14 protein-coding genes are annotated in these 14,516 nt (G+C 52.5%); 5 read left to right on the top strand and 9 right to left on the bottom strand.

The window, feature by feature from the left end; genetic code table 11:
• Positions 1-8: 8 nt before the first annotated feature.
• From JGF26_RS20875 to JGF26_RS20855, 5 genes are all read right to left on the bottom strand, one after another.
• On the bottom strand, positions 9-1,706 hold the full coding sequence (locus tag JGF26_RS20875; protein ID WP_134708649.1) for a ShlB/FhaC/HecB family hemolysin secretion/activation protein: 1,698 nt from the start codon (positions 1,704-1,706) through the stop codon (positions 9-11).
• Between the two features lie 182 nt (positions 1,707-1,888).
• Positions 1,889-2,842, bottom strand: coding sequence for a helix-turn-helix domain-containing protein (locus JGF26_RS20870; RefSeq protein ID WP_134708650.1), 954 nt, complete (start codon positions 2,840-2,842; stop codon positions 1,889-1,891).
• 26 nt (positions 2,843-2,868) lie between these two features.
• Positions 2,869-3,648: an MBL fold metallo-hydrolase gene (locus JGF26_RS20865; protein WP_028017818.1), complete on the bottom strand. Its 780-nt coding sequence runs from the start codon at positions 3,646-3,648 to the stop codon at positions 2,869-2,871.
• Between the two features lie 124 nt (positions 3,649-3,772).
• Entirely contained in the window at positions 3,773-4,573 is an 801-nt protein-coding gene (gene nlpA / locus JGF26_RS20860; protein ID WP_028017817.1) for a lipoprotein NlpA, read from the bottom strand.
• A 138-nt stretch (positions 4,574-4,711) separates the two neighbouring features.
• Positions 4,712-5,131, bottom strand: a complete 420-nt coding sequence (locus JGF26_RS20855) for a GNAT family N-acetyltransferase (RefSeq protein ID WP_108089304.1) — start codon at positions 5,129-5,131, stop codon at positions 4,712-4,714.
• A 140-nt stretch (positions 5,132-5,271) separates the two neighbouring features.
• Here JGF26_RS20855 and JGF26_RS20850 point away from each other — a divergent pair, with 140 nt between their 5' ends.
• Complete coding sequence (locus JGF26_RS20850; protein ID WP_028017815.1) at positions 5,272-5,568, top strand: YicS family protein; 297 nt, start codon at positions 5,272-5,274, stop codon at positions 5,566-5,568.
• A 109-nt stretch (positions 5,569-5,677) separates the two neighbouring features.
• Positions 5,678-6,583: a DMT family transporter gene (locus tag JGF26_RS20845; protein ID WP_028017814.1), complete on the top strand. Its 906-nt coding sequence runs from the start codon at positions 5,678-5,680 to the stop codon at positions 6,581-6,583.
• Positions 6,584-6,619: 36 nt separating this feature from the next.
• Here JGF26_RS20845 and nepI read toward each other — a convergent pair whose 3' ends face one another.
• Positions 6,620-7,810, bottom strand: coding sequence for a purine ribonucleoside efflux pump NepI (gene nepI, locus JGF26_RS20840; RefSeq protein WP_028017813.1), 1,191 nt, complete (start codon positions 7,808-7,810; stop codon positions 6,620-6,622).
• A 207-nt stretch (positions 7,811-8,017) separates the two neighbouring features.
• On the opposite strand from nepI, the gene JGF26_RS20835 reads away from it, so the two are divergent.
• Positions 8,018-9,016, top strand: coding sequence for an aldo/keto reductase (locus tag JGF26_RS20835; RefSeq protein WP_134708651.1), 999 nt, complete (start codon positions 8,018-8,020; stop codon positions 9,014-9,016).
• Positions 9,017-9,112: 96 nt separating this feature from the next.
• Here the strand turns inward: JGF26_RS20835 and JGF26_RS20830 are convergent, their stop codons facing one another.
• Positions 9,113-10,333 (bottom strand): MFS transporter, encoded by a 1,221-nt coding sequence (locus JGF26_RS20830; RefSeq protein WP_134708652.1) that lies wholly within the window; start codon positions 10,331-10,333, stop codon positions 9,113-9,115.
• A 247-nt stretch (positions 10,334-10,580) separates the two neighbouring features.
• Between JGF26_RS20830 and JGF26_RS20825 the strand changes: the two genes are divergently transcribed.
• A complete protein-coding gene (locus JGF26_RS20825) occupies positions 10,581-11,501 on the top strand; it encodes a LysR family transcriptional regulator (protein ID WP_108089299.1) in 921 nt (306 codons plus the stop codon).
• Here JGF26_RS20825 and JGF26_RS20820 read toward each other — a convergent pair.
• Positions 11,498-11,950, bottom strand: coding sequence for a DUF1198 domain-containing protein (locus JGF26_RS20820; RefSeq protein ID WP_028017809.1), 453 nt, complete (start codon positions 11,948-11,950; stop codon positions 11,498-11,500). The genes JGF26_RS20825 and JGF26_RS20820 overlap by 4 nt on opposite strands.
• A gap of 197 nt (positions 11,951-12,147) precedes the next feature.
• On the opposite strand from JGF26_RS20820, the gene JGF26_RS20815 reads away from it, so the two are divergent.
• A complete protein-coding gene (locus JGF26_RS20815; RefSeq protein ID WP_108089298.1) occupies positions 12,148-12,948 on the top strand; it encodes an MBL fold metallo-hydrolase in 801 nt (266 codons plus the stop codon).
• Between the two features lie 61 nt (positions 12,949-13,009).
• On the opposite strand, the gene uhpT is transcribed toward JGF26_RS20815, so the two are convergent.
• The gene (gene uhpT, locus JGF26_RS20810; protein WP_028017807.1) at positions 13,010-14,407 is read right to left on the bottom strand and encodes a hexose-6-phosphate:phosphate antiporter; all 1,398 of its coding nucleotides are present in this window, start codon (positions 14,405-14,407) and stop codon (positions 13,010-13,012) included.
• Positions 14,408-14,516 lie beyond the last annotated feature (109 nt).

Raw genomic sequence — 14,516 nt, 5'->3', positions numbered from 1 at the left:
AGAGTCTCTTAAAGCATGAAGGCAATGCGCCAGTTAACGCTCACATGATCCGGGCCGAGCCAGTCAGGGTAGTGCAACGGCGTACCGACCGAAATCTGGCTGCTGTACCAGCGCCCTGCGCTGCTCAGCCCCACCGAACCACCCCATAACGTGCCGGAGGCAAAGCGGTCCTGACGGTCTTTTTCCAGCCAGCCGCCGTCAACGGCGAGCGTTGCGCTCACCGCACCAAGCACCGGGAGGGTGAAGAGGGAATACCCCAGCTCGTTACGCCAGTAGCCGCCGTTGTCCCCGGACAGGTACTGCTCTTTAAAACCGCGCACGGAGCTTTCACCGCCGAGCGTCAGGCGCTCGGAGCCGTAAAGGCGGTCGGGCGACCACTGGCCGTAGGCGCTGGTCAGCCACCAGGCGTTACGGGTAATCGGCCGCTGGAAGCTGGCGTTCAGGCTCCATTTGCGGAATTCAGCGCGCGGCATATCCCCGGACTTATCTTCGTCGGTTTCGGCATTGAACCACGGCATACCGTGGCTCCAGGTCGGGTTGAAGGTCGCCACACCGCCCAGCATTTTTTGCGTGTGGGTAATTCCCAGGACCAGGCTGGAGAGGTTACGCGTGCTGCTCTGAAGCGGCGCGTCGTTAAGCCAGTTGCGGCTGGAGCGCTGAACCACGCCTGCCGCAATGCCGGTTTTGACATCCCCGTTGCGGAAGACCACCCATGACGCGTTAACGCGGTGGGTTTTGGTATCGCCCGTGGAGAGCCAGTTGAACCCCTGGTTACTGATGGTGGTCCGGTAGTTACTCCAGGCGTAGCTGTAGTCCAGTAATCCGTAACCAAACGGCACGCTGACGCCCGCCTGGAAATTCTGCGCATCGTACGCGCTGGCAAAATCACTGCTGCGCCCGCCGCTGACAAACCATTTATCCGCCAGCCCCAGCATATTATTGGCGGTGAGCACGCCACTCAGCTGATCTTCCCCGGTACTCTTCTGCCCGCTATTATCCAGGCTTACGGATGCACTTAAGGGAAATTCCGGTTTTGCCGTGAGATTAACGATGGAATATCCGGCCTGCGTCCCCGGAAGAATTTCGATCTGAACCGGTTCGGTGCGCAAACGGTTAATTTTCTCCATGCCCTGTTCGATGTCGCGTAAATTAAGAATGCCCCCCACCCGTCCCGGAAACGCCATTTTCAGCATGCGTGGTGTTTCGCCTTCCAGACGGATCGCTTCCAGCCGGCCTTCCAGCACAACAATATCCAGCTGGCCGCCGGAGAGATCCTGCTCGGTAAGAAAAGCCCGGCTGGTGATATATCCCCGGCTGATATACCAGTCAGAAATATGGGCGAGAAGTTCCGTTATTTTCGCCATATCCAGACACCGCCCCTGCCACGGTGCGACAAGGGTCTGACGGGTTTTCGGGGAGATTAAGGTCGCACCGGAAAGGGTAATGGTATGAATGGTGAAACAGGGCCCGGATCCGGTAACAGGCAGCGGTCTGGCAGGCGCGGGGCGAGGAATACTGCGCTCCAGCTCTTCACGCTGTTGCTGGTTTTGTAATAAAAGCTGCTGCTGTTGCTGTTGAATGGAGTCGCGATCGGCTGGCGACAGCGGCGCAGCATTTGCGCTCGCTAAAAAAAACACAGCTAATAAGATAGCAGCAGCATAATTTACTAATGAAATTATTCTATTTTTTATTCCGGAGCTATTCATCCATGCCACAAAAATGTTCGAAATTATTATTTTAGTAATATAGGAGTATTCCTAAAGTGAGTATATGTAATTTACGTTAGGGAACCTAAAATAAATCTTTCTTTCAGAAAAGTGAGAAGGGTATTAAGAATAAATACGAAATGATTTAACTAACCCTTAAATCTTGAGTTAGCCCTAATACACTAGCAGTGAAGACGGAAGGTTTTTCGCCATTCCGCCGGGCTGACCCCAAAACGCGCTTTAAACTGCTGGCGATACGTCACCGCCGACACAAATCCCACCTGTTCTGCCACGCGTTCAATCGGTATATTTCCGGCTTCCAGTAATATCTGACTGCGTCGCAACCGTTCCGCAGTTAGCCAGTCGGCGACGCTCATCCCCGTAGCGTTAATAAAATGGCGAGTCAGGGTGCGGCGGCTCATGGAAACCACCTCCGCCAGCGAGTCCAGATTATGCGGCTCGGTAATGTGCTGCTGGAGATAATCGATCAGGCAGTTAATCCGCGCATCGCGGGTGTCTTTTGGCACCGGCTGGGCAATAAACTGCGCCTGTCCGCCTTCACGGTGCGGCGGCACAATCATCCGCCGGGCAATCTGGTTCGCGACCACGCTGCCAAAGCGCTGGCGGATAATGTACAAACAACAATCCAGCGCAGCGGCGGTGCCCGCTGAAGTGATGATGTTGTCGTCATCCACGTAGAGGGCGTTGATATCCAACTGAACGTTCGGGAAAAGCAACTGAAACTGGTGCTCAAATTCCCAGTGCGTTGCCGCGCGTTTGCCGTCGAGAATGCCCGCATAGGCCAGCACAAATGATCCCAGACACAGCCCGACCATTTCCGCGCCGTTGTCTCTTGCCTGCACCAGGCTGTCGAGCAGCACCTGAGGCGGGCGTTCAAGGACATGCTGCCAGTAGGGAACGACAACAATATCGGCCTGACCAATAGCGGTGTAGTCCTGCGTGGCGTTGAGGGCAAATCCGTCTTTTGAGGTGAGAAAACCCGGCGTTTCGGCGCAGATCGTCACGTTAAAGCGCTTTTCACCGGATACCGTATCACCAAACAGAATGCAGGGAACGGAGTAGTGGAACGGGCTAAACCCGTCCACCGCAACAATCGCGACGTTTACTGGCGGCATCTGTCTCTCCCTTCCCCTTTAAACACTCAGAATATAACGCTTTCGCCATCCTGTGGAATGCTCAGCGCATCACTGAACTGGTTGGCTTCGGCGTACTCACGCAGTGCGTGGCGGGTTAACAGGCAGTGGTTGATCGCCTCCATATGGACCGCCACAATCTGTGCCTGCGGCAGCAGGAAATGGACGTTCAGCACGTCCTGCTCGCCCATGATAATCGGCCCGAAACCCAGCACATGCGCGTAACCGGCATTCAGTACTACCACATCCGGCTGGTGTTTTTGCAGATCGGTCGCCACCTCTTCGCGCCAGATGGTATCGCCTGCGATGTACAGCGTCTTCTCATCAGGATGGCGCAACACCACACCGCAGGCTTCGCCCAGACGTTCTGCCAGCTCTGGCACCGCATAAGCGCGATCGGTACCGTGCTGGCCACCGTGGGTCTTCGTGATGCGGATATCGCCAAAGCGAGTCTCTTCGGTCATCACCGTCAGGTGGGTAAACCCCTGGGTGCGCAGCAACGCGGCGTCGCTGTCGTTTTGCACATAGACCGGTTTGTCTTTGGCGATCAGCTCAATGGCCGTTTGATCCCAGTGATCGTCATGGGTGTGGGTGACAATCACGGCATCGGCATCCAGCAGCGTTTTTACGTCAACGGGCAGGTCGACCATCGGGTTGCGAATGTCTGCACGCGCCGTGCCCGGAAAACCGGGATACGCGCCTTTTGGTGCCAGCATTGGGTCAATTAATAAACGTTTTCCGGCGTAGGTAATCAGCTGAGTGGCATTGCGAATTTGGGTGATGTTCATAGGGTATCCTCCGGTTGGTGTGATAAGGAGAATAGCCAGAGGGGCAGTTTTGCGATGTGGGCTAAAGGGCGATGATCGATGGAATCGGGCCAATAGGAAAAGGCGGGTTTCCCCGCCAGCGTGCTTACCAGCCTGGTACCGCCCCACCGTTAAAGATCGTCTCCGCCGCTTTCGCCACCTCAGGTGACTGATACGACTGAATAAACTCCTTCACGTTTTCTGCGTCTTTGTTGTCTTCACGCGTCACCACAATGTTCACGTACGGTGAATCTTTGTCTTCGATAAATACGCCGTCATGCACCGGCGACAGCCCGGTTTGCTGGAGATAGGTGGTGCTGATGATGGCAACATCAACTTTCGGGTCATCCAGCACGCGCGGCAGCTGCGCCCCTTCCAGCTCCATAATTTTCAGGTTTTTGGGATTTGCCGTGATATCCAGCGCCGTCGGCAGCAGGCCAACGTCTGGCTTGAGGGTAATCAGCTTCTCTTTTTGCAGCAGCAACAGCGCGCGGCCGAGGTTAGTCGGGTCGTTCGGAATAGCAATGGTCGCGCCATCTTTCAGATCGGACACGGATTTGATCTTGCGGGAATACCCGGCCATCGGGAAAACAAAGGTGTTCGCCACGGCGACCAGTTTGTAGCCGTGCGCCTTGTTATCTTCTTCAAGGAATGGGCGATGCTGGAAGACGTTGGCATCCAGTTCACCGTGGTTGGTGGCATCGTTGGGCAGCAGCGATCCGCTGAAGCCCACCAGCTCCACATCCAGGCCATATTTCTCTTTCGCCACCTTTTTGGCAACTTCCGCCACGTCTTGTTCGGCGCCATTGATGACGCCCACTTTAATGTGCTTAACATCATTGCCACTTTGGTCACAGCCCGCCAGCAGCAGGCCGGTCAGAAGAAGCACACCCAATCGGAGTTTCACGATACAGTTCCTTTTGATAAACGTTTTGATGACTATATCGACAACGCGGCGATGAGCTAAAAAACGAAAAAGAATCAATAAGAAGGATAAGTTATATGCGGTCGATTGCCGGGCTTACCCTGCCTACAGATTCAGGATTTAAAGCGCTTTCGCCAGATAATGCCGCTGCATGCCCGGATAAGGATAATCCTGCAAAGACATCTGCAGCTGGTACCCCTGTTTTTCATAAAACGGACGCGCCTGGAAGCTGGCGGTGTCGACGAGCGCATGTTTACAGCCGTTGCGTCTGGCTTCCTCTTCGGCCGATTTAATGATCTGGCTACCCACACCGGAACCCCGCACGGTATCGCTGACCCAGAGAAAGTCGATATTCAGCCAGTCGCCTTTACGTACGCCAATTAATCCGCCCAGCATCACGCCATTTTCATCTCGCATGTAAACACCAATTTCACCGCTAAAATTCGATAGATCGAGAAACTGCCCGTTATAGGCTCTCAGCCCCGTCAGTAACTCCTCTTTCTCTTGCGTGGTGACTGTATCAGTAATGCTCAGGTGCATATTTTTCTCCTTATTTTTCTGTGCCGTTTCACTATCTCACACACTCATCCTGGAGAAAATTCATACTTTCGACTGGAGTCGCTACACTGAATGTAACGATATATTTCATAGGAAGCATGTGACTTCTAAAGGGGGTTTTGATGAAAGCTGCGCACCTGGTCTGCCTGCTGGTTTGTCTGCTCTTCGCCGCGTTTGTCCATGCACAGGAAAAGGACGACCCGGCGAAAGAGGCACAAATAAAGCAGCAGGTCCTTAAAGATATTAAGAAAACCTGTACGCCACAGAAAAAGCAGAGCGATAAAGCCTGGCAGGAGATGATTTTGTCATCCGAGGCCAATCAACTCCTGATCAAAAACGCCATTACCGCCGTGAAGCGCGACAATCTGGACGCCTACTGGGCTGCGATTGGTCAGGTGGATTGTATGGAAGATTATTAAGTACGCCGCTACGTTTCCCATGACGAGTCTGGTTTAGGGCTCCTGGCTGCACGCCACAGGCAATCGTCCCATGTTATGCTGGGAAAAAACCAACATAACAGGGGAGAACATGGGTTCCACACGTAAAGGGATGCTAAACGTCCTGATCGCCGCCGTTTTATGGGGAAGTTCAGGAGTTTGCGCGCAGTACATCATGGAGAAAAGCCATATTTCTTCGCCTTATCTGACCATGGTTCGCCTGCTGTTTACCGGCGTGATCCTGCTTACGCTTTCCTTTGTTCACGGCGACAAGATTTTCTCGGTCATCAAAAATCGAAAAGATGCCCTCAGCCTGCTGATTTTCTCGCTGGTTGGCGCGCTCACCGTGCAGCTTACTTTCCTGCTGACGATTGAAAAATCCAACGCAGCAACCGCCACCGTGCTGCAATTCCTGTCGCCGACCATCATCGTGGCGTGGTTTGCGCTGGCGCGGAAAAAGCGCCCTGGTGTGTTTGTCTTATCCGCAATAATGACGTCGCTTGTCGGCACGTTCCTGCTGGTGACGCATGGCGATCCAACCTCACTCTCTATTTCGCCTGCGGCGCTGTTCTTCGGGATCGCTTCCGCCTTTGCCGCCGCGTTTTATACCACTTACCCGTCAACGCTGATCGCCCGCTACGGCACGCTGCCGATTGTTGGCTGGAGTATGTTGATTGCCGGGGTAATGCTGACCCCGTTCTACGCCGGGCGCGGGACAACGTTTGTCATTGATGGCAGCCTGCTGCTGGCGTTCTTCTACCTGGTGGTGATCGGTACGGCGCTGACGTTCAGCCTGTACCTGAAAGGTGCGCAGATGATTGGCGGGCCAAAGGCGAGCATTCTGAGCTGCGCCGAGCCGCTGAGCAGCGCGCTATTGTCGGTTATCCTGCTGGGCGTGGCGTTCACCCTGCCGGACTGGCTGGGCACGCTGCTGATTGTGTCGTCGGTAGTGCTGATTTCGATGGATTCGAGAAGACGGGTTCAGACATCGGCGTAGCCAGATTCCCTCTCCCACGGGAGAGGGAGAAAACCACTACTTCGCTTTAACCTTACCCGCCACCAGCAGCGCCGTCAGCAGCATCAGCGTACCGGAAATCACCAGCGGTGACGTCAACCCCAGATGGTCGAGCGCAACACCGCCGATGGCAGCACCGCAGGTGTTCGCCAGCTGGATCACCGCCACCTGAATGGAACCGGCTTTTTCCGCCTGATCGGCCAGCGAGCGGGTGATCCACGTTGACCAGCCCACCGGCACCAGCGCAAAGGCAAAGCCCCAGATAATGGCAATCGCCGACGCCACCCATTTATCGCTACCCCACAGCACCAGTACCGTGGCACTGATAGCCAGCACCAGCGGTGCGCCCGCCAGCGCCACTTTCAGGGAGCGTTTCAGGAACTGGGACGAGAGTGAGGTGCCCACAAAACTGGCGATACCGAAACTCAACAGCACCAGCGTCAGGCCATCCACGTCAAATCCCGCCATGGTCATAAACACCGGGCGGATGTAGGTGAAGAAGGCAAACTGCCCGGCGAAAGACATAAAGATAGCAGTCATCCCCGCCAGCACACCCGGGCGCTTCAGCAGGCTGAACATGTTCTGTTTGTGATGCGCGGCTTCACCGGGCAGAGACGGCAGTGCTTTCCACACCCAGATAATGCACAGAAAACCCATTACCGCCGCCGCATTAAACACGTTTCGCCAGCCGATAATCCCACCAAGGAAACTGCCCAGCGGCGCGGCGATCACCAGCGCGATAGAGACCGCACCGAAGATAACGGACAACGCTTTTGGCACCGTGCGGGCAGGTACAAGCCGCATGGTCAGTGAGGCGGACATTGCCCAGAAGCCGCCCAAGCCTAAACCCAGACAGGCGCGTCCAAGCAACAGCAGGGTAAAGTTATTGGCAAAAGAAACCAGCAGGCAGGAGAGCGTTAGCAGCACGCTAAACAGAATAACCACTTTGCGGCGGTCAATGGTACCAATCACCTGGGTGATAAACAGGCTGGCGAACATCGCCACAAAGGCAGTTACGGTAACAGACTGTCCCGCCACACCTTCGGAAATGCCCAGATCCTGCGCCATGGGCGTCAGCAGGCTGACCGGTAAAAACTCAACGGTAATCAGGCAGGCGACGCAGAATGCCACGGAGAAAACCGCCGACCAGTTCGGGCGTGAAACCTCTTTGGTCTGCGGTCTGGTCGTGGGCTGGATATGTTCTGTCATGGCGTCACCTGAAGATAAAAACGTGCGGAAAAGTCGCGCAGTTTATCATCAAAAGTGTGACGAATTTAACGATTTGACAACTTTTGTCGTTTTTAATTTTCCGGGAGGCAGATCGGCGGGAACTGATACCTTTTCAGCATAACGAAAATGAAAATTCAGTATCCACATTTGAGGTGAAACAATCATAGCGTCTGAAAAGGAGAAACTATGAAAACTCGTAACTTATCTCAAAATCTTACTGTTAGTTCTATTGGCTTTGGTGGGATGGGGCTGAGTGAATTTTACGGGCAGACGAATGACTATGCATCACTTGAGGTGTTGCATAAGCTCATTGAACTGAACGTGACGTTCATTGATACCGCAAATCTGTATGGCCGCGGTCACAATGAAAGGCTGATCGGTCACTTTCTTGCCGGGCTGGATAAAAGCACACGCGAGCAGTTTAAAATTGCCACGAAGTGCGGTATCGATCGCTCTCCCGACGAGTCCTATGCCCGCTCCATTAATAACAAACCCGACTATATCATCCGTTGCTGTAACGAATCCCTTAAGCGCCTTGGCGTTGAGCGCATCGATCTCTTTTACCTTCACAGAGTGAGCAACGAAACACCGATCGAAGAAAGCATGGATTGCCTGAGTGCGCTCGTTAAAGAAGGTAAAATTAACCATATTGGTCTTTGTGAGGTTTCAGCTTCCACGCTGCGACGAGCCCATGAAGTACATCCTGTCACCGCGCTGCAAACAGAATATTCCCTGTGGACGCGTGATATTGAAGATACCGTTCTGCCGGTCGTGAAAGAGTTGGATATCGGCCTGGTTCCTTACTCGCCTCTCGGTAGAGGCTTCCTTACCGGGAAATACCTGAACAACAGTGATTTTGCAGAAGGTGATTTCCGCAAGAATAACGAGCGTTTTATTCAGTCCAGTCTCGATCATAATCGCCAGTTGCTCGATATCATTACTCCGCTGGCGACAAAATATGGCTGTACCGCAGGTCAGATTGCGCTTGCATGGCTGTTAGCGCAATACGATAAGCTGGTCCCCATTCCGGGCACAAAGCACCTCAATTATCTGACCGAGAATGCGCGCGCTGCCGACATTGTGCTTGAGAATACAGATATTGATTCGTTGAACACTCTTCATCGACAAATAGACATAAAAGGCGATCGCTATTCTGCAGAGGGTATGAAAGGGGTGAATGCCTGATACGTTATCATAAAAATAAAAAACCGGGTAACCCGGTTTTTTTATATCTGAAGAACTCATGATATTTTTATTTCTCCGCTGTACCGCATGCTGCCATTAATTTGGCTCATACGATTTCTCAACGTGAGAGTGTTTAGCAGTAAGACTTGCAGGAACGATCGCAACAAGCAGAACGGAAAGGCCGATGGCTGTACCTGCTACGATATACAGAAGAGGGACCGAGAATGATGACACCATCCAGGCACCCACTGACGCGCCGATACCAATGGCGATATTAAAAATCGAAACATAGAGTGCCGAGGCAGGAAACGTTTTATCTTCCGCCATCCGTAATACCCATGTCTGGAAGCCGACAAAGATGCCTGACACCGCTACACCCCAGATAACCATGGCAGTCAAAATGTATGCGGCAGAGAGCGAAGAACCTGACAATCCCAGGGTGATCAACACTGCACAGATAAGGAGAACGGATAAAGCCACCGTCATCTTAAGATATTTATCAATCAATACCCCGGTCAGGAAATTCCCGGCCAGACCCGCGATGCCGTAAACAAAAAGCACAGCCGGAATAAAAGCAGCGGTGAGTAAACTCTGCGTATGTAACCAGGGCTCAATGTAGGTAAATGCGGCAAAGTGGGCGGTAACGGCAAGCAATGTGGCAGAGTAAATTTTCCATAGCGTGGATGATTTCAGCACGCTTTTCAGCGCATCAAGACCAATTGCACTCTTACTGGTGATCTGTGGAACAAGAACAGTAATCCCCACAAAAGCCACGACGCTGAGCGTCGCCATCAGCCAGAATGCCTGTCTCCAGCCAAAATGAATGCCAATATAGTTAGATATCGGTACACCAAACACGCTTGCGGCAGATACGCCGCCAAACACGATTGATGTGGCCGTCCCGATATATCTTGCAGGAACGATGGCTACCGCTGTCACGCCGATCATCGCCCAGAATGCCCCATGCGCAAGTGCACCCAATACGCGTGCACTGAGCAGTACATTGTAAGTGTCTACCGTAGCGGCCAGGACATTGGACATCATAAGAACGACGGTGAGCACCAGTAAAAGACGCTTCTTTGCCACATTCCCCAAAAACACAGAGGCAAACAGTGCACTTAATGCCCCGACCCATGCATAAAGAGAAACGGTCATGCCAATCTCGGATTCTGAAGAATGAAGACCTTCGGCGATAGGCGTTAATAACCCTACAGGTGCCAATTCAGTGGTGACAATGGTGAACGTTGAAATTGCCAGAATAAATAAAGCAAGCCACGACTTTATGGCCATCTTTTGCGTAGGTTTTTCTGAGCCCATATTACTTACCTCAATAATTATTTAAATAATGCGAATGCTAAAAAATTTTAAAGGGCACATTTCTCTTGTAATAAAGAGTAATAATTACAGGAAGAATTTATCAACTCAGCGTCCAAATGGAATTATTAAATCTGTAATATAGTTTTTGTATTACTATTGAATTAGGTTTTTATTTTAAGCATTACCGTGTAAGATCTGAGACAAGAAAATAGACGAAAATACCTTTTCGCTTTTCAGGATCACCGTTATGGCTACAGCAGAACATTTAATCAGCAATAACCTTCCCAGTATCAAACAATTGCAATGCTTTCTCGCTGTTGCACATGAGTTGAACTTCCGCAAGGCTGCTGAACGTCTGCGGATGACGCAACCCCCCCTGACTCGCCAGATAAAATGTCTTGAAGCCGTTTTGCAGCGTCAGCTTTTCAGTCGGAGTACGCACGACGTCAGCCTCACTGAAGCGGGACGTGCACTGGTGGTACAAGCTGAGAAAATCCTACGCGAAATCAGTGAACTAAAATCGGATTCACTCTCTTCTGAAACCAACCTGCGTATCGGACTCACGCGAACGCTTAATTTTGAATATATTGAACCGGTGAATAGCCAGCTGCAAAAACTGAACGCCGGGGATGATGTCGAAACACCGGACCTGACGTCAGCCCAGCTGCTGCAAAGCTTGTCAAAAAATATGCTGGATCTGGTGTTAACCGGGGAAAAAGGGACAGGCCATGAAGATATTGTTCAGTACCGTTGGGTCTGTCAGGAGCCGTTACTCATCGCCATGCCCTCTTTACACCCTGCCAGCCTGAAAGAAAAAGTCTCCCTCGAAGATATCAGTGACTTACCCATTTTCTGGTTTTCCAGAAGTGCAAACCCTTCATTTTACGACAAATGTGAAAACTACTTCGACACGCTGAAAACACCGCTGAAACGAATAAAAGAGCCGGACGATTCACTCGTGATGCTGAGTCGAATAGCGAGAGGGAAAGGATTTGCGCTGCTACCGCAGTCAAAATGCACCTTCAATCAGGAGGGGCTATGCTACCGGGAGCTAACGGACGATGAAGCAAAGAGATTAAATATTGATATCTACGCGGCAACCCGCCTCAATGAAAACAGAGAAGAAATTCTGAACGCGCAGAATATCTTGTGCGGCAAAATGGCTTAATGCAGGTAAAACACGCCCTCTTCCGGCAAGAAAAGTTGGTTGTAGCGTAGCTGGAAGGCATTAAGTTCCTGCAGATCGGGCTCGATCTCGCGCATAAAGCCGAGCGCGAGTCGGACTTGCGCATCGGTGATTGGCGCAGCCAGGCGGGCTTTACGCAGCATGCGGTGCCAGGTGTGCAGGTTCTCTTCGCTACCATCGACGATGCAGACCTGCCAGATCAGCAACACTTGTGCCGCGTTTTGCAGGTGCGCCTCGTCCGGGCGCTCAAGATAACGAATAAACTCATTCCCCGGCGTTTTGCCAAACTGGTCGATCATCGACTCAACGGGCATCGGGGTGATCCCCAGACGTTCGCTTAAGCGTTTGATGGCGCGTCGGGAATCCGAGGTCAGGATCCGAAATCCGACCACAAACACCACAGCAAGCGTTGCCAGCATTATCCAGACCATGCGTTCTCCTTAGAATAGCCGCTCATCATAGCGGGAAACACACGGCGTCAAAAGCGGGCAGAACCATAATAGTGAACTGAAAAGCGCTGGAAAAAGGGCAGGAAAGCCACTTTGGTTTTTATTGGGACGATTGTATATCCACAGTGTATGGTCAATGCCTGGCGGTAACAAATAATCACTTCAGGGAAAGAGCGAACATGTCCATAACAATCAGTGTCCTGCTGGAGAATCGGGCTAACCCCGGCGGTAAAAACTTACTGCGGGCCAAAGCAGGACTTAGCCTGTTTATACAGGATGAAAATGATTCCATTCTGTTTGATACCGGTCCTGATGATAGCTTCCTGTATAACGCTGGTCTAATGGGCATCGATTTGACCCGCCTGACCGCAGCGGTACTTTCTCACGGGCACTATGACCATTGCGGCGGCGTTCCGTGGTTACCGGATAATTGCCGGATCGTATGCCATCCCCACGTGGCCTGCGAGCGCTACTCGGCAATACCTTTTTTAGGGTATACCGCCAGACTAAAAAAATTGTCGCTGAATAATGATTATTCACGCTATCGCATGGAATACAGCAGTACCCCGCTTCAGATTGGAAAGCGTTTTATGTGGTCAGGGGAGATTCCTGTCGCCAAACCGCACGCATACGGTGTTATCGGCAGAAAAAAAGCGAATGCGGACTATGTAAAAGATGAAGGGGCTCTGATTTATAAATCTGACCTTGGACTGATCATTTTTATCGGCTGCGGTCACCGGGGTCTGATGGATATTGTGCGTCACTGCCAGAGCATAACTGGCATCAATCACATCCATGCAATTTTCGGTGGTTTCCATCTTCGCAGTGCATCACCTCGTAAGCTCTGGGCAGTCAGGCAGTTTCTACACGGCCTAAAACCGGACAAAATAATGGGCTGCCACTGTACGGGTAAATGGGGCAATTTGTGGTTGCCCGGCACAGTCACCCCGTCAACAGGGGATATTTTTGTTTTGGGGTAGGTATTAACTCAGTTAATAAAAAAGCCCGGCGGTCAGCCGGGCAAAGAAGTCACCTGCACACTCAGGCTGCTTTCAATTTCTGCTTCTGCGCGCGGTTTTCGCGGCGGATCTTACGCTCTTCCAGCACCGCGACCATCGCCATCAGGACGATACAGCCGATCGCTGCCGCATCCAGCGCGGCGAAGGTGCCAGCCCAGCCGGTGAGGCCGAAAATTGGCGTGCCGTCGGCGATCATCCCCAGACCGAGCTTGGCGAAGCTGTCGCCAATCAGGTACGCGAAGGTGCCCTTAATCCCATCGGCAGCGCCGATCGCTTTTTTAGGTACGAAACCAACGGCGGCCACGCCGATCAGCAGCTGTGGACCAAACACCAGGAAGCCGAGCGCGAACAGGGACGCCAGGTATACATACTGGTTGCTGGCATGCTGGTAAACGCCCAAGGTGGCGATAATCAGCGCCAGCGCGATGCAGGCCACCAGCGCGCGACGGCCATTAGCGAGATCCGAGAGCCAGCCCCACAGCAGCGTGCCGACCAGCGCGCCCACTTCGAACAGGGTAAAGCCCTGAATCGCGACCTCTTTAGAGAGCTTCAGCTCCTGGAAGGCATACACGGTTGACCACTGGTCGATACCGATACGCACCACGTACAGGAAGATGTTCGAGAAACATAACAGCCAGATCACTTTGTTTTTCAGCACGTACTCAACAAAGATCTGCCATTTGGTCATCTCGTTTTCTTCGGTTTCTTTGTCCTCTTCGCTGATCTCCTCGCCAAACAGCTCTTCAGCTTTGCCGAGGCCGTAAGATTCCGGGGAGTCACTACCGAAGCGCAGGCCGATAAAGCCGACAATCAGGGCGATAATCGACGGGAAGATAAACATGCCGATCACATGGCCGTCGAACAGATAGTTGGCACCGAACAGCGCCACGCCTGCCGCCCCCGCACCACCGAGGTTGTGGGAGATGTTCCACATGCCAAGATACGAACCACGCTTGCGGCGCGGCGTCCATTTGGTGATGGTGGAATAGCTGCACGACCCGCCGGTACTCTGGAAGAAACCGCTCAGGGCATAGAAGGCAATCATCAGGAACAGGCTAACCGAGCCCGCGCCCATGCTGGCGCTGAAGCCGAGCATACAGATGGCGGAGAGGATCAGCATAAACGGCAGGAACTGCTTGGTGTTTTTGCCGTCGGCGTAATAGGAAACCAGCGTTTTACCCACGCCGTAGGTGATGGAGAAGCCCAGGCCAATCATCCCCAGCTGCGTCATGCTCAGCCCGTAGGTCGAGATCATGTCATTCTGCGCGATGTTAAAGTTTTTGCGGATCAGGTACATGGTCAGGTAGCCAATAAAGACCACCAGGTAGGACTGCATGAACGGTTTGAACCACATTTTACGCCGCACGTCGAGCGGCAGATCCAGGGTCGGCTTGCGCACCTGGTTTAAGAAGGCCAGCATGGTTTGCTCCTGAGCTGATTTTTATACCTGCGAATGGCAGGCATTGTAAAAATCAGCCGGGAGAGACGCCTGAGACAGCGTCCAGGTGAAACCGGGAATATTTCCTAGT

The organism is Enterobacter sp. E1 (assembly GCF_016809815.1).
Classification (GTDB): domain Bacteria; phylum Pseudomonadota; class Gammaproteobacteria; order Enterobacterales; family Enterobacteriaceae; genus Enterobacter; species Enterobacter adelaidei.
This window is presented reverse-complemented; position numbering and strand designations above follow the sequence as displayed.